This window comes from Tenacibaculum sp. IMCC1 (assembly GCF_054906355.1).
The window spans coordinates 659,885-676,876 of the sequence record NZ_CM142818.1 but is presented as its reverse complement, the minus strand read 5'-3'; the positions used below and the strand labels follow the sequence as shown (position 1 = coordinate 676,876).

The window sequence follows — 16,992 nt, the reverse complement described above, 5'->3', positions numbered from 1 at the left end:
CGAATTACGAATACTAAATAGATTGCTACAAATTCTAAATAGGGTAATATTTTAAAAATATTTTTCAGTAGTTTTAGATAAAATAGAGAAAGACAGAAAACTTCTAAGGAAATGAAATTACAGTTACAAAAAAAAATGGGAAAAATTATTGGCGCTTTAGCATTAGTCTTTTTAATGATTACAGCTAATTCGTGTAAAAAAACAGTTACTACAGAAAGTAATGTAAATGAATTTGGTGAATATATTAGTGTTTTTCCAGATAAGCTAATATCGGTAAACCCTAACTTAAAATTTGTATTAAAAAATAAAGTCACGACAAACTTTGATGCCACTGAAGTTATTACTACAAAACCAGCTATAAAAGGAGAAGTAGTTTTAAATGATAATGAGTTAGTTTTTGTTCCAGCTGAAAAACTAAAAAGCAATCAAGAATATTTAATAACACTTCATTTATCTAAATTATATGAAGATATAGAGGAAGATTTAGAGAACTTTACTGTTAAAGTAAAAACTAAAGAATTATTATTCAACGTTTCTTTACAAGCTCCAAGTGTTCATAATAAAAAACTATATGCAGTAGAAGGAGAGTTAATTGCTAGTGATATTATAGAAACGGAAAAAATTCCTTCTTTAATTAGAGCTACATATAATGGGAAAGAAAAAGCTATAAAGTTTAGTACTGTAGGTAAAGTAAGTTCTAAAGTTTACTTTAAGATAGACAGTATAGAGCGCTATGAGGAAGACAAACAATTAAAGGTAGAGTGGACTGGAACACCAATTCAGTCAGAGTCCAAAGGAAGTAGAGAAGTTACCATAACAGGAAAAAACAACTTTAAGATATTAAATGTTGAAGTTATTGATATAGATAAACAACATATTGAAATAAGCTTCTCAGACCCATTACAAAAATCACAAAATTTAAAAGGACTTATTCAGTTTTTAAATACTCAAAAAAGAGCTTTTACATACAAGATAAATAGTAACAAAGTAACAGTATATCCAAAATCATCATTTACACAAAAAGTTGATTTAGAGATTTTCAAAGGAATTAAGAGTGTTGATGGTTATACTTTAAAAGAAAACACAATTAAAACGGTTTATTTTGAAGAATTAAAGCCTGCGGTAAAGTTTATAAAGAGTGGATCAATACTTCCAAACTCTAATAACCTAAAAATAAATTTTAGTGCAGTTAACTTAAAAGCGGTTGATGCTACAATTTACAAAGTATATAAGGAAAATGTATTACAGTTTTTACAAAATAATAGTTTAAGTAATCAAGGAAATTTACGTTATGTAGGGCGTCCTGTAGCTAAATACACAGTAAACCTTGGTAATCAAGGATTAGATCTAAGTAAAGAAAATGCTTTTGCTATTGATTTAGCAGAAATAATAAAAGTGGAAAACGGAGCGATGTATAGAGTCGAGTTTTCATTTAATAAAGACTATTCAAATTATAAATGTGCAGAAGGTGTTTCAACGAAAACCATCGTTTTCGGAAAAAAGGAGATAGATACCAAAAGCTATGACAACCCTAATTACTATGACGATTATTACTACGATTATAATTGGAGAGATAGAGAGGATCCTTGCACAACGTCATACTATTATAACAAAGATATTAGTACAAATATTTTAGCTACCAATATTGGAGTTATAATTAAAAAAGGAAATAATAATAAAACGTTAGTAGCAGTAACAGATATACTTACTACAGGTGCTATAGAAGGAGCAAAAGTAACTTTATATAATTTACAAAAGCAAGAAGTAACTTCAGCAACAACTAATAAAGAAGGAGTAGTTTCTTTTTCTGATGTTACTAATGCCTTTTTTGCAGTAGTTACTAAAAACAACAATACAACTTATGTGAAGTTGAAAGACGGTGATGCACTTTCAATGAGTAAGTTTGATGTTTCTGGAGTGAAATTACAAGAAGGAATCAAAGGGTATATTTATGGAGAACGAGGAGTTTGGAGACCAGGAGATCAATTGTTTTTAACTTTTGTTTTAAACGATAATGCGAATCCAATTCCAGAGGAACACCCAATAAAATTTGAATTAATAAATCCGCAAGGAAAAATAATCGATAGAAAAGTACTTTCAAAAAAATCAAACAATGTATACACATACGCTCCTATAACAAACCCAGAAGCTATTACTGGTAATTGGAAGTTACGTGTAAGTGTTGGCGGAGCTGTTTTCAATAAAACATTAAAGATTGAAACCATAAAACCGAATCGATTAAAGATAAAACTAGCTACAGATGCAGAGTTCATCAAAGCAAATTCAACTATTACAGGAAATGTAGAAGTAAAATGGTTACATGGAGCAATAGCAAGAGGATTAAAGTTAGATATCAACGGGAAATTCTCACAAACTAATACGGAATTTTCAAAATTCAAAAACTATAATTTTGATGATGTAACTCGTCGATTTGGAACAGAAGAGTTTAAAGTGCTAAAAGGAAGTTTGAGTAATGATGGAACTACTAAATTCTCGGTAAAACCTAAATTAGATAGTAAAGCTCCAGGAATGTTAAGAGCGAGTTTTATTACAAAAGTATATGAAAATGGAGGAGACTTTAGTACCGATGTATTTTCTAATAAAGTGTCACCGTATACTTCGTATGCTGGATTACAAGATGCTGAAGAACCACAATCTAAAAACTATTTATTTACAGATGAAAACTATACATTTAATGTAGCTTCAGTAAACGAAGAAGGAGTAGGAATAGCAAATACTTTAGAAGTAAATGTATATAAATTATCATGGCGTTGGTGGTGGAGTACTTCTGATAATGGATTGTCTAGTTATGATGGTACACGTTATCATGAACCTTATAAGAAATTAAAAGTAACAACAAATGCAAGCGGTAAAGGGACTTTTAAATTAAAGGTTGACGAAAATGATTGGGGACGTTATTTAATAAAAGTAAAAGACTCAAAAAGTAAGCATGTTACCTCAAATGTGGTTTATTTTGATTGGCCTTCTTGGTATGCTAAGAAAAAAGGAAATCAAGATAAAAGTAACGCTACGATGTTGGTATTTACAACCGATAAAGAATCGTATGAAGTAGATGAAAAAGCAACAGTGAAGTTTCCGTCTTCAGAAGGAGGAAAAGCATTTATTACTATTGAGAATGGAACAGAAGTATTAGATCATTTCTGGGTACCAACACAAGCACAACAAACATCGTTTAGTTTCCCAGTAAAAGCGAGTTATACACCAAATGTATTTGTAAACATTTCATTGTTACAAAAACATAGTCAAACAGTAAACGATTTACCAATTCGTATGTACGGTTCAATACCAATGTTGGTACATAATCCTGCAACGAAATTAGAACCAAAAATCCAGTTAGCGGACGAGTTAAGACCAGAGTCTACGGCTACTATTCAAGTAAAAGAAGAAAAAGGTAGGGCGATGACTTATACCATTGCATTGGTAGATGAAGGTTTGTTGGATTTAACACGTTTTAAAACACCAAATCCATGGGGAGTGTTCTATGCACGCCAATCTCTTGGTGTAAAAACTTGGGATATTTTTGATGACGTTATTGGTGCTTACGGTGGAAAAGTAAATCAAATATTAAGTATTGGAGGAGATGAAGCAGAGGCAGGAAGTAAAAACCGAAAAGCGAATCGATTCAAACCAATGGTTACGTATTTAGGCCCTTTCGATTTAGAAAAAGGAGACAGTAAGGAACATAAAATAAAAATACCTAAATATGTAGGATCTGTTCGAGCTATGGTGGTGGCTACTGATACTAAAAAAGATGCGTACGGTAGCGATGAAAAAACAGCTTTTGTACGAAAACCAGTAATGATTTTAGCATCATTGCCTCGTAAAATAACACCACAAGAAACCGTTACCTTACCAGTTACTGTTTTTGCAATGAAACCAAACATTAAAAATGTAAAAGTTACAGTACAACCAAACGAAGCATATACTATTGTAGGAGATAAAACACAAACCGTTTCATTTAGTCAGCCAGATGAAAAAATGGCGTATTTTACCCTAAAAGTAAATGATTTTAAAGGAATTGGTAAAGTAAAAATAGACGCAAGTTCAGGAAGAGAAAAAGCATCTTACGAAGTAGAAATAGATGTGTTAAACCCAAATCCAGTAACTACTGAAGTAAAAGATGTCGTATTGAAATCTAATGAAGTAGGGGAGATTAACTTTACAAGTTTTGGTACTAAAGGAACGAACGGAGCTACGTTAGAGTTATCAACCTTACCACCAATGAACTTTACCAAGCGTTTGGGATACTTAATTCGTTATCCGCATGGATGTGTAGAACAAACAACTTCAGGTGCTTTTCCACAGTTGTTTTTACCAGAATTATTTGAGTTATCAAAAGAAAAGATAGCTTCAACAGAAAGAAATATAAAAGCAGCAATTCAACGTTTATCAGATTTCCAATTATCTAATGGAGGATTGTCATACTGGCAAGGAAATAGTACCGCAGATAGTTGGGGAACGTCTTATGCAGGTCATTTTATGATAGCGGCTGAGAAGAAAGGGTATGTACTACCTATTGGTTTCAAATCAAAATGGATAGGATATCAAAAGCAACAAGCACGTAATTGGAGAAATAACTCACGTTACTATAACAACTCATTATCACAAGCATATAGATTATATACGTTGAGTTTAGCAAATAGTCCTGATTTAGCATCAATGAACCGTTTACGAGAATCAATGGGAGTTTCAGATGAAGCAAAAATGAGATTAGCAAGTGCGTATGCTTTAATAGGTAAAAAGGCTATTGCAAAATCTATTTTAAAAGGAATAACCGGTTATACCTATACAAAACGATATTATTCAAACTATGGTTCTGAAACTAGAAACAAAGCAATGTCGTTAGAAACCTATATGTTGTTAGACGACGAAACTAAATCAATAAAATTAGCAAAAGAAATTGCTGAAAATCTATCAAGCGAGCGTTGGATGAGCACACAAACTACAGCCTATAGTTTGTTGGCAATGAGCCAATATGCTCTAAAAAATGGCGGTAGTGACGGAATTAATACAAGTTATATTTTAAATAAGGCTTCAGGAGAAGCAAGTACTTCAAAATCGCTGTTAGCAAAAGATTTAATAGCTATTCAAAAGGAGAATTCATTAAAAATAACAAATAAAAATGACGGAGTTTTATATGTACGTATACTAAACAAAGGAATTTTACCAGTAGGTGAAGAAAAAGTATTCCAAAAGAATTTAGAAACCACTATTACATACAAAACAAAAGATGGAGCTCGTATTACTCCAGATAACTTGTCACAAGGAACCAATTTTGTAGCAGAAGTTACAGTGAAAAATCCAACAAGTGAAACCATTGAAAATGTAGCATTAACGCAATACATTCCTTCAGGATGGGAAATTGTAAATACACGTTTTACTGATTTTGGAAACAATACAACATCTTCAAAAGTAGATTATACCGATATACGAGATGCAAGTATCAGTAACTACTTTACCTTGAAGAAGTACGAAACCAAAACATTTAGAGTATTAGTGAATGCTTCGTATTTAGGTGAATATTATTTACCAGGAGTACAAGTAGAAGCAATGTATGACAACGATTATATAGCTCGTACTAAGGGACAGTGGATTAAGGTAATTAAGTAAATAGTTTCTAAACAATCATTACGGTTTTTGTAGTGATTGTTTGTTATTTGTTAAATTTTAAAAGAGGGTACGAGGGATATTTTTTAGGAGAAATTTGACACATAAAATAATTTATGCAAACAATTTTCAAATGGATACAACAAAATAAAATCAAAACAATCATCACAGCGTTCGTGGTGATTGTTTATTATTTTTGTTTACCTAAAAAATTATTTGAGACACCTACATCAACAGTTGTTACTGCAAAAAACAACGAATTATTAGGAGCTGTAATAGCCAGCGATGGTCAGTGGAGATTTCCTGAGTTAGACTCTGTGCCTAGAAAATTTGAACATTGTATTTTACAATTTGAAGATGCTTACTTCTATAAGCATTTCGGGTTTAATCCTATTTCAATAGGAAAAGCAATGGTAGAAAACATCAAAGCGAAAAGAGTTGTACGAGGAGGAAGCACATTGACACAGCAAGTAATTCGCTTATCAAGAAAGAATAAAGAACGCTCATATTTTGAAAAGCTACAAGAATTAATACTAGCCACTCGATTAGAATTTCGTCACTCAAAAAAAGAAATTCTAAACCTCTATGCATCTCATGCTCCTTATGGAGGAAATGTTGTTGGATTAGAAATGGCTTCGTGGCGTTATTTTGGTTTAAAACCACATCAATTGTCATGGGCTGAAACAGCAACTTTAGCTGTATTACCCAATGCTCCTTCATTGATTTATCCGGGAAAAAATCAACAAAAGCTAAAAAATAAAAGAAATAGGTTATTACAAAAATTACATGAAGAAGGAATAATAGATCAAATAACATATGATTTAGCAATTGAAGAAGAGTTACCACAAAAACCATATCCGTTACCTACAGTAGCACCACATTTTGTACAAGAAGTAACTAAACAGTATAGAGGACAACGTGTAAAAAGTTCTATTGATATTCATTTGCAAAGGCAAGTAAATAATTTAGTAAAGCAGCATTATTTCCGTCAAAAACAAAATGAAGTCTACAATATGGCAGTATTGGTGTTAGATGTTAAAACAAGAAAAGTACTGTCTTATGTAGGGAATTCTCCAACCGATAAAGCACATCAAAAAGATGTGAACAATATCATCGCTCCAAGAAGTACAGGAAGTACTTTAAAGCCTTTTTTATATGCGCAAATGCTACAATCGGGAGATTTACTACCTAGTCAATTAGTCGCAGATGTACCAACAGAAATAGCAGGATATTCACCAAAAAACTTCAATCTAACTTTTGATGGAGCAGTTCCTGCGAACGAAGCATTAACACGTTCACTGAACATTCCTTCAGTACGCATGTTACAGCGATACGGATTGGAAAAATTTAGAGAAGATTTAAAAGCATATCACATTAGCGATATTAATAAATCAGCAGATTATTATGGACTATCCTTGATTTTAGGAGGTGCAGAAGCTAGCTTATGGGATTTATGTAAAACCTTTGCAGGATACGCAGGAATTGTAAATCACTATGAAGAACTAAAACATAAGTATTACCAAAATGAGTTCATAGAACCTAGTTTTTTGTCAGAAGGAACTCCAGATTTTGGTAAAGTTCAAGAAGACTATATAACTTTAGATGCTGGAGCTACATTTTTAACACTAAACACTTTAATAGAGGTAAATAGACCTTATACAGATCAAGCTTGGAAGTATTATGATTCGTCTCAAAAAATAGCGTGGAAAACAGGAACCAGTTTTGGAAATAAAGATGCTTGGGCAGTTGGAGTAACCCCAAATTATGTAGTAGGGGTGTGGATAGGAAATTCTGATGGAGAAGGACGTCCAGACTTAACAGGAGTTGGAAGTGCAGCTCCATTAATGTTTAATGTTTTTGATGTGTTACCGAAATCTAACTGGTTTTTAGAACCCTATGAAGATTTAATAGAAGCTGCTATTTGTGAGAAAAGCGGGTTCTTAGCTAAGACAATTTGTCCTTCAGTAATAACCAAAAGAGTTCAAAAAAGTGCTATGAAAGCCAAGTCATGCCCGTATCACCAAGAAATAACGGTAGATATATCTGAAAAATATAGAGTGAACTCAAATTGCGAATCAATTTCTAACATGATAACAAAACCATGGTTTGTATTACCACCACTAATGGCTTATTATTATCAGCAGAATAACGCAGATTACAGATCACTTCCAAAATATAGATCAGATTGTAACCAGTTGGAAAGTAATACAATGGATTTTGTTTTTCCTGCTAAGCTCACATCAAAAATATCGTTAACACGAGGAGAGAATAATAAGTTAAATCCTATAATTTTAAAGCTCACACACGCCAATGCAGAGGCAAAAGTATATTGGTATTTAAATAAACAATTTATTGGAATAACAGAACAGTATCATGAACAAGCTGTTATGCCAAAAAAAGGAGTTCATACAATAACAGTTATAGATGATTTTGGGAATGAGCTGAAAAGGATTATTGAACTAAAAAATTAAATAAATATAAATACGGTTTAATTAAAAGCTGTATTTTTAGTTTTTTTAAATATAAAATATGTTAGAACTAGCAGGGATAATTATACTTGGAATTTTAGCTCAATGGGTAGCTTGGAGGTTTAAAATTCCAGCAATTTTACCTTTAATTTTAATAGGATTGCTTGTTGGACCTATTGCAGCAGAATTTTTTAATGATGATGGAAGTAAATGGATAGAACCTATTTGGGATGGTGAAAAAGGGTTATTCCCCGGCGAAGGACTGTACTACTTTGTGTCATTATCAATTAGTATTATTCTTTTTGAAGGAGGTTTAACCTTACGACGCGGAGAAATAAAAAATATAGGTCCTGTTATCACCAAATTAATCACATTAGGATCTGCAGTTACCTTTTTTGGAGGAGCTATAATTGCTCATTATGTATTTGGATTAAGTTGGGAGTTGTCATTCTTATTTTCTGGATTAATAATTGTTACTGGACCTACAGTAATAACACCAATTCTTAGAAACATACCGCTTAAAAAAGATGTCTCAGCAGTTTTAAAATGGGAAGGAATACTAATAGACCCTATTGGAGCATTAGTAGCTGTACTTGTTTTTGAATTTATAAGTGTAGGTGGAGGTGCTGGATTTACTGGAACAGCCTTATTAGAATTCTTAAAGATTATCCTTTTTGGAACCACTTTCGGTTTCACTTTTGCCCATGCTTTAATCTTTGTAATTAATAAAAAATGGGTGCCACATTATTTATTAAATGTAGTTTCCTTATCCACTGTTTTATTAGTATTTGTAGAATCTGAATTATTTGCTCATGAATCAGGATTATTAGCTGTTGTGGTTATGGGAATGGTACTTGGTAATAGTAAATTAAAGAACTTAAAAGAGATACTGTACTTTAAAGAATCATTAAGTGTCTTGTTAATCTCTATTCTATTTATTTTATTATCAGCAAATATTGATTATAAAGAGCTAACACTATTATATGAGTGGAAAACATTGCTTCTATTTGCTTTAATTGTGTTTGTGATACGTCCGTTAGCAGTATTTTTAAGTACCTCAAAATCTAATTTAAAAACTAACGAAAAACTATTTATTAGTTGGGTAGGGCCAAGAGGTATTGTTGCAGCAGGTATTGCTTCGTTATTTGGAAGCAAGCTGTTAAAGCAAGGAATTGAAGGAGCAGAATATATTACACCTTTAGTATTTATGGTGGTGTTAGGAACTGTTTTGTTAAACGCTACTACAGCAAGGTTATTTGCTAAATTAGTTGGTGTATTTTTAAAACGTTCAAATGCAATAATGATTGTTGGAGCTTCAGATTTAGCTAGAATGATTGCTAAGTATTTAAAACAAAACCAAAGAAGAGTGGTGTTGATTGATTCTAATATTGAAAATGTTGAAAAGGCCAAAGAAGAAGGATTAGAATCAATTGAAGTAAATATTTATGATGATCAACTTACAGACAATATTGAACTTAATGATGTAGGATATTTAATAGCAATGACAGGAAGTGATTCAATTAACAAATTTGTAATTTCTAATTTCTCCTCTATTTTTGGAGAGCAAGGAGCTTATCGTTTAGCAACTTCACAGGAAGTTATTACAAAAGATTACGAAGACGAAGATCATTTATTTACAATAGAAGATGATTATATTAATTTAATGGAAGCTGTAAGAGAATTCCCTGAAATTCACGAAACAGTAGTTAATTCTATTGATGATTATAAGAAGAAAATTGAAGAAATTAATAGAGATCAAAAATCGATTCCAATTTTCGTTAAGAGTCAAAAGAATGAAATTCTATTAATCTCAGAATTTGAGAAAAAAGTAAAGAAAATAGAAGATTGGAAGTTAGTTTACGTAGGTAAGAATTTAAACATCTAAGCCAAAAGTACTCTTTAATTTTTCAATTAATGGATTTTTTTCTTTTAGTTTGTCGTACTTCTCTTGAGGAGTATAGGCAAACTTTTTTTCTACAGTTTCATTAACAATAACATTAATTTGGATACCGTAGTTATTTAATTTTTCTCGTAAAAAACGTAATAATTTAGGTTTTCCTTTTTCAAGTTGCGACTTCATTAAGTCATTAGGTAACGAAAAAATAATCGTTAAATCTTCTTGTAACTTGGGCTCACCAGAAGCTAAAATAGCAGCGATACTTCGTTCTCCAAAACCTTGTAATTGGAAATAATATTTTTTCCAAGCATCTTTTAACTCATCTTGAGTAAAAGGAGTTCTTGGATGATTATCGAAGTTTTCCTCTGTATCAATAGTACTTTTTACTTCTTTCTTTTGCTGTAAGCTTTTTAAAGATAAAGCAGAAGTACGTCGTTTAATGTTCTTTAAAACTGGTTTAGTGGGAGTTTTTTCTTTTGTTTCAGTACTAGTTACTTGTACTGATTCCATTTTTTTAGGAGTTTTTGTAACAATAGGTTTTACCTCAGTTTTTTTGACAGAAGGAGATAAAGCGGTAAAAAAAGTAGCAGGAATTATGTAGTTGCTAGATTTTTTTTTTGCTCCATCAAAAGTGATAGAGGCAATTTGCATTAAAGTAAGTTCTACCAATAAGCGTTGGTTTTTACTTCCTCGATATTTCAAGTCGCAATCATTAGCCTTGTCTATAGCAGGGAGTAAAAATTGCATACTGGCTTTAGAAGCTTGCTCTAAATATTTTTTCTTAGTATTATCACCAACCTCTAATAAAGCTATGGTAGCTTGGTCTTTTGCAACTAACAAATCTCTAAAGTGAGAAGCCAAACCGTTTATAAAATGATGTCCCTCAAAACCTTTTCCCAATACATCGTTAAATGCCATTAAGACTTCTGGAATTTTATTCTGAAGTAATAAATCGGTAATGTTAAAATACACATCGTAGTCTAACACATTTAAGTTTTTAGTAACAGCTTCGCGAGTTAAATTGTTTCCAGAGAAGCTTACAACTCTATCAAAAATAGAAAGGGCGTCACGCATTGCACCGTCAGCTTTTTGAGCAATTACATGTAACGCATCATCTTCCGCAGTAATGTTTTCTTTAGCACAAATCGTTTTTAAATACTCTTTAGCATCTAAAACACCAATGCGTTTAAAATCAAAAATTTGACAACGAGATAATATCGTTGGTATAATTTTATGTTTTTCAGTAGTTGCTAAAATAAAAATAGCATGTGCAGGCGGTTCTTCTAACGTTTTTAAAAAAGCATTAAAAGCGGCTTGAGAAAGCATGTGAACCTCATCAATAATATAAACCTTGTACTTTCCTGTTTGAGGCGGAATACGAACTTGATCTGTTAAATTACGAATATCATCAACCGAGTTGTTAGAAGCTGCATCTAATTCAAAAATATTAAAAGCAAAATCTTCATCATCTGTAGTTGCATCTTCTTGGTTAATACGTTTAGCCAAGATACGAGCACACGATGTTTTACCAACTCCACGAGGTCCTGTAAACAATAAAGCTTGAGCTAAATGGTTGTTTTGTATAGCATTTTCTAACGTATTGGTAATAGCTTGTTGCCCTACCACATCTTCAAAATTTTGAGGACGATATTTACGTGCCGATACTATAAAATGTTCCATTAAAATATACTGTTTACTTGAACAAAAATAGAAAACACAGTGGCAACACGCAAACAAAATTCTTAAGGAAATATTAAAGTTGTAAACAATTGTAAAAATTGTATTCTTTGTACGACCAACTAACATATAAATAATAAGAATTATATGAAGATATTCAAGGGAGTAACAGTATTTACTGTTGTTGTTTTAGCGGTAACGTTATTAAGTTTCTCACAAAAAAAAGAAGAAAAACTAAAAGAGGTGTCAGTAGAAACAAGCTCAGAAACACAAGTAGCTTACTTTGCAAGTGGTTGTTTTTGGTGTGTAGAAGCAATTTTTGAAAGTGTAAATGGAGTAGAGGAAGCTGTATCAGGATATGCAGGAGGACATACTAAAAATCCAACCTATAAAACAATAGGAACAGGTAGAACAGGACATGCTGAATCTGTAGCTGTATATTATAATCCGAAAAAAGTTAGTTTTCAAACATTAGTAACGGTGTTTTTTGGTTCACACGATCCAACCACTAAAAACGGGCAACATCCTGATTATGGTTCACAGTATCGTTCAATAGCGTTTTATAAAACACAAGAAGAGAGGCAGCTCATAGAAAATACTATTAAAAAGTTAAATGAAAATGTGTATCATGGGAAAATAGTTACTGAGGTTAAAAAGATGGAGAAGTTTTATCCTGCGGAAGAGTATCATCAAAACTATGAGCGTTTGCACCCAGAGAATCCGTATGTGCAAAAAGTATCAATTCCTCGACTAAACCGATTTAAACGTAAGTTTCCGGAATTGCTTAAAAAAGAAAAGCATTAAAAACTTTATTAAGTTAAAGTTTGTTTATATAAAGACTCCCTAGTAATGCTGGGGAGTTATTTTTTTATAAAGTAAAGTTTGTTTATTTCTCTAAAAATATTTTTAGGAGTAAATTTTCTGGTAAATGTAACTGGGTTGTGTAGAACATATAGAATAGGTAGTAGTATATTCCAATACAGAAAAAGTAGTTTTCAATTTCTCAACTAAACTAGTTCAATTGCAAATATCCAAGTTTGCTAAAAAAGAAAAGTATTAAAAACTTTATCAAGTAAAAGTTGGTTTAAATATAAAGCCTCTTAGCAGCATAGTTACTAAGAGGCTTTTATAATATGGATTGTTATAATTATTGTATTTCTACTTTAAAAGAAACTTGTACATCTGTTTCTCCACCAGCGTTGGTAATATCTCCTTCTTTTACTCCAGAAGCTCCTTTATTTGGCTCGTGTCTTAAGATAAAAACATAATTTCCACTTCCAGCTGCACCAGTTGCAACCGTAAAATTAATACCTACAGGATTTCCATTGGCATCATTATCACCAGCATAAGAGAAAGTACTAGCAATACCACCTGTTACATTATAAAAGAACTGGTGTTCATCTGCTTCTTCAGCAACTTCTTCAGTAATATTTTCAGCTGGGTCTTCTAATTCATTTAATAAGGTAATTTCTCCATTATATGTTGTGTTAGCAGCTAAAGTACCTCGTGTAACTACTGGATCGTTAGGACCATCACCATCTAAATCTCTACTTTGTAATGTAACGGTATCACCACCTCCTTGTGGGGTTAATTTAACAGTTACTGTAGTAATAACTTCTTCTTCATTAACTGGCACAGGTTCATCGTCACTAGAACAAGAAGTAATTGCTAATGCAGAAGTAAATAATATGGCTAATAATTTAATATTTTTCATTTTTAAATGTTTTTTAATAATTAATTTTTAGTTGAACTTTAAAATTTCTTCCTAAGTCATCAGCAAAATATCGTAATCTATTTAAATAATTTCGATAAGATTTGTTTAAAATATTGTCTACATATAAATTAATGTTAACTTTTGTTTTATTTAATTTAAAATCAAATCCTGAAGAAAAGTTTAATAAATGATATGCTGCTGGAGGTGTGCTAATATCAACAAGTACATTTTGATTTAATGTAGGAATAAAGGCATTAAAGTTATTATTAGGATACTTGTTTTGTTTTGCGTTGTATTCGCTTTCGATAGAAGCATAAAAATTTTGCCAGTTTTCTTTTTTAAAAGCTAGCGAAGTTACTGTTTTAAAAGGAGGAATATCTATTAACGGTCTGTCGTTAGATACATCAGTACCTCTTAAAAATGAACTTTTGTTTGTTAACACAAAATTATTATTAATGTTGTATTGAGTGCTGGCATCAATACCAAATAACTGTGCGTTAACTTGTTTATAAGACCAAACAGGAAAAGTACCTCTATTAGTAGTTTCTTGCCCACTTGGTTCTATGTAAATAAAATCTTTAATATGATTGTAAAAAGCTTCTAAATTTAGGTTAACCTTTTTATTAGTGTACTTGTAAGAGGCAGATAACCTATTAGAAGTTTCTGTTTTAATGCGTAAATCTCCTAATTCTATTCTAGCAGCAGAGTGGTGTAATCCATCGCTAAATAGTTCTGATGGATTTGGAGCTCTGTTTGCTAAACCATAGTTAAATATAAAAGAATTACGATCATTTGCATTATAGGTAATACCTGCAGAAGCTGATATATTATGATAAGTAAATGTTGGATTTGTTAGTAGTTGAGAACCAGATACATTTGGGTTGATTACTATATAACCAAAATCATTTTGATAATTTAAATTATCCCATCTAGATTGTTGATAGAATTTTTTAGCATCAATATGGTTAAAATCATATCTAACACCTGTTGTTATATACAGTTTGTCAAACGTTAAATTAGAAATAACATAGGCTCCAAAAGCATATTTATCATAATCGGGTATTAATCGTCTAACTTTAGTTATTGGATCTGAAAAATTTGATTGATACAAACCACTTATACCAAATTTATAAATTTGGTTTGTATTTGAATCTAAATACAAATCAGATTTAAAACTATGAGTTTTAAGTTTTAAGTCTACTGCTTGTAAGTTTTTTCTATCACCAATTCGTTTATCAAATTCTAATCTATGATTCACTTGATAATCATATTGCAACGATAGCTTACCAAAAGCTTTAAAACGTTTATAAAATTTAGTTTTAAAAATTTGATGAGTTACTTCTTGTCTTGGATTATTAATAGTATAGCTAAAATCATCAATAATAAGTGGTTGTCTACTGTTTATTGCATTTACTAAATCGGTAATATTACCAAAATGAGAAGCACTTAAGATACCAACTTGATTATCTAAGTAACTATAAAATAAATCAAAACCTTTTTCAAATTTATGAAAACCAGTATTAACAGTTAATGCTTTTGAGTTAATACCTGTATTAGTAAGTTTATAGTTTGCAGCATCAAAATCACCCGATCTTTTATATGATGCTTGTCCGTTTACATACCAACCCGTTTCGTAGTTTTTATTTACATTGGTTGCTACCGAAAACAAACGACCATTGGTTTGTTGTGACACAATTGTTTTTCCAAATAAAGTATCTTTAAGAATATTATTTTTTGGATTAAGTATAACTACACCACCAATAGCGTCACCTCCGTATTGTAAAGCATTTGCTCCTTTAATTACAGAAATTGAGTTAGCAGCATTAATATCAATATTCGGAGCATGCTCTACACCCCATTCTTGATCTTGTAATCTAACATCGTTAAAAGACACCAAAACTCTACTACCATGTAATCCATTAATTACAGGTTTAACTATGCTATTCCCTGTATTAATAGATGAGACACCAGAAATATTTTTAAGGGCATCTCCTAAAGTAGCGTCACTATTTTTTTCTAAAACATTTGATTTTAACACTGTTTCTTGTGCTGTTTTAGTTTTTAAGCCCGTAACACCTTTTATATTTACTTCATTTAGTTCTTCTTCATGATGTTCTAAATCAATAACTAAATAAGTGTTTTTAGAAATGTTACGTTCAATAGTTTGTGACTCACAAGCTACATGTGATACTTCAACTATAATTTTACCAGAACATACATTTTTAATTGTAAACTTTCCTTCAATATTAGTAACAGCATATTTATTTTGATTTTTAATGTATACCGTAGCTCCTACAATAGGAGATTTATCGTGAAAGTCTTCAACTAAACCAGAAAATGTATATTCACATTTTTGACCATATGCTGTTGAAAAAAATACAAGCATAAGCATCAAAATGATACAATTTGATTTCATGTAAAGATTTTATATTATTATTTAAGTTTTAATTTTTATAAAACTTAAAAAGGAGGTGCTCTAGAGAGTTTTTTTATAATATAGAAAGAAGATGTAATTTCACCTAGAAAAGATGTTAACTTAAAAAAAGTTCTAGGAATTACATCAAAAATAGGAAGTATTTCTTCAGAAAATACTTGAAACTGATAATGAAGAGTAGAACAATCTATTTCTCCTTTATGAAAATGTTTATCATTTTTAGATATACATATAGTATGTTCGTGTTTTTCAAAAGCATGAACTAATTGTATAACTGAAGGTATAAGTAATACAATTATACTTAGGGAAACTATATGTTTTTTAAATATTAACATTAGTGCAAATGTATAAAAAACCCTGTTTGTTTTTGTACAAACAGGGTTTTTAACTTTTTTTATTTTTTTGAGTTACCTCGCATTTTCATATTAAGCATTTCAACTAATAAAGAAAATGTTATTGCAAAATATAAATATCCTTTTGGAATTGCACCTACAGATTGCCCAAAAACAATCATGTTAGATAAGTGTGCTCCTTCAGTGATTAACATAAACCCAATTAAAATTAAAAAAGACAAGGCTAGCATTTGAATAGTAGGGTGCTTGTTTACAAAATTACTTATAGGAGTAGCGAATATTAGCATGATTAATATTGAGACAATTACGGCAATAATCATAATTATTAGCGCTCCTTGAATACCGTTGGTCATACCCACAGCAGTTAAAACTGAGTCAAAAGAAAAAACAATATCAATTAGCACTATTTGAGTAATAACATTTAGTAATGTTTTCTTCTTTTTAGAGGTGTTTGTAGCATCTTCATCTCCTTTTCCTTCCACTTTATGGTGAATCTCGCTAGTACTTTTGTATAAGAGAAATACACCTCCTGCAAATAAAATTAAACTTTGCCCTGTAACACCTACCTTTAACCAAGATAAGTCAATATTCCAAATAGAGTCTTTCATACTTATTAAATAAGAAACTCCTAATAAAAGAAGAATTCTAAAAATCATCGCTAAAAGGAGGCCTATTCTAGCAGCTTTTTTTTGTTGATTTTCAGGGAGTTTGTTGGAGGCGATAGAGATAAATATAATGTTATCAATTCCTAGTACTACTTCTAAAAAAGTAAGAGTTAGTAAAGCTATCCAAGTATCTGCTTGTAAGAAAATTTCCATAGT

9 protein-coding genes are annotated in these 16,992 nt (G+C 31.1%); 4 read left to right on the top strand and 5 right to left on the bottom strand.

What is annotated here, in order from left to right; all coding sequences use genetic code 11:
* The first annotated feature begins 135 nt into the window (after window positions 1–135).
* The 3 genes from ACXIHB_RS03215 to ACXIHB_RS03205 all read left to right on the top strand — a co-directional run bounded on the left by ACXIHB_RS03215 (window position 136) and on the right by ACXIHB_RS03205 (window position 9,981).
* On the top strand, window positions 136–5,631 hold the full coding sequence (locus ACXIHB_RS03215) for an alpha-2-macroglobulin family protein (RefSeq protein WP_462098885.1): 5,496 nt from the start codon (window positions 136–138) through the stop codon (window positions 5,629–5,631).
* Between the two features lie 113 nt (window positions 5,632–5,744).
* Window positions 5,745–8,099, top strand: a complete 2,355-nt coding sequence (gene pbpC / locus ACXIHB_RS03210) for a penicillin-binding protein 1C (protein WP_462098884.1) — start codon at window positions 5,745–5,747, stop codon at window positions 8,097–8,099.
* A gap of 58 nt (window positions 8,100–8,157) precedes the next feature.
* On the top strand, window positions 8,158–9,981 hold the full coding sequence (locus ACXIHB_RS03205; RefSeq protein WP_047790574.1) for a cation:proton antiporter: 1,824 nt from the start codon (window positions 8,158–8,160) through the stop codon (window positions 9,979–9,981).
* On the opposite strand, the gene dnaX is transcribed toward ACXIHB_RS03205, so the two are convergent.
* Window positions 9,970–11,673 (bottom strand): DNA polymerase III subunit gamma/tau, encoded by a 1,704-nt coding sequence (gene dnaX, locus ACXIHB_RS03200; RefSeq protein WP_462098883.1) that lies wholly within the window; start codon window positions 11,671–11,673, stop codon window positions 9,970–9,972. The genes ACXIHB_RS03205 and dnaX overlap by 12 nt on opposite strands.
* 144 nt (window positions 11,674–11,817) lie before the next feature.
* Between dnaX and msrA the strand changes: the two genes are divergently transcribed.
* On the top strand, window positions 11,818–12,474 hold the full coding sequence (gene msrA / locus ACXIHB_RS03195) for a peptide-methionine (S)-S-oxide reductase MsrA (protein WP_159494880.1): 657 nt from the start codon (window positions 11,818–11,820) through the stop codon (window positions 12,472–12,474).
* Between the two features lie 343 nt (window positions 12,475–12,817).
* On the opposite strand, the gene ACXIHB_RS03190 is transcribed toward msrA, so the two are convergent.
* The 4 genes from ACXIHB_RS03190 to ACXIHB_RS03175 are packed head-to-tail and all read right to left on the bottom strand — an operon-like array spanning window position 12,818 to window position 16,989.
* Window positions 12,818–13,384, bottom strand: a complete 567-nt coding sequence (locus ACXIHB_RS03190; protein ID WP_462098882.1) for a type 1 periplasmic binding fold superfamily protein — start codon at window positions 13,382–13,384, stop codon at window positions 12,818–12,820.
* Window positions 13,385–13,397: 13 nt separating this feature from the next.
* Window positions 13,398–15,800: a TonB-dependent receptor gene (locus ACXIHB_RS03185; protein WP_462098881.1), complete on the bottom strand. Its 2,403-nt coding sequence runs from the start codon at window positions 15,798–15,800 to the stop codon at window positions 13,398–13,400.
* A 44-nt stretch (window positions 15,801–15,844) separates the two neighbouring features.
* Window positions 15,845–16,153 carry a hypothetical protein gene (locus tag ACXIHB_RS03180; RefSeq protein WP_073183522.1) on the bottom strand — a complete coding sequence of 103 codons (309 nt, stop codon included), beginning with the start codon at window positions 16,151–16,153 and terminating at the stop codon, window positions 15,845–15,847.
* Window positions 16,154–16,212: 59 nt separating this feature from the next.
* Window positions 16,213–16,989, bottom strand: a complete 777-nt coding sequence (locus ACXIHB_RS03175; RefSeq protein ID WP_462098880.1) for a TerC family protein — start codon at window positions 16,987–16,989, stop codon at window positions 16,213–16,215.
* Window positions 16,990–16,992: the final 3 nt, after the last annotated feature.

Bases quoted from the DNA above. Each gene is read 5' to 3' on its own strand.
- ACXIHB_RS03215 (WP_462098885.1), top strand. From the start codon at position 136: ATGGGAAAAATTATTGGCGCTTTAGCATTAGTCTTTTTAATGATTACA.
- pbpC (WP_462098884.1), top strand. From the start codon at position 5,745: ATGCAAACAATTTTCAAATGGATACAACAAAATAAAATCAAAACAATC.
- ACXIHB_RS03205 (WP_047790574.1), top strand. From the start codon at position 8,158: ATGTTAGAACTAGCAGGGATAATTATACTTGGAATTTTAGCTCAATGG.
- dnaX (WP_462098883.1), bottom strand. From the start codon at position 11,673: ATGGAACATTTTATAGTATCGGCACGTAAATATCGTCCTCAAAATTTT.
- msrA (WP_159494880.1), top strand. From the start codon at position 11,818: ATGAAGATATTCAAGGGAGTAACAGTATTTACTGTTGTTGTTTTAGCG.
- ACXIHB_RS03190 (WP_462098882.1), bottom strand. From the start codon at position 13,384: ATGAAAAATATTAAATTATTAGCCATATTATTTACTTCTGCATTAGCA.
- ACXIHB_RS03185 (WP_462098881.1), bottom strand. From the start codon at position 15,800: ATGAAATCAAATTGTATCATTTTGATGCTTATGCTTGTATTTTTTTCA.
- ACXIHB_RS03180 (WP_073183522.1), bottom strand. From the start codon at position 16,153: ATGTTAATATTTAAAAAACATATAGTTTCCCTAAGTATAATTGTATTA.
- ACXIHB_RS03175 (WP_462098880.1), bottom strand. From the start codon at position 16,989: ATGGAAATTTTCTTACAAGCAGATACTTGGATAGCTTTACTAACTCTT.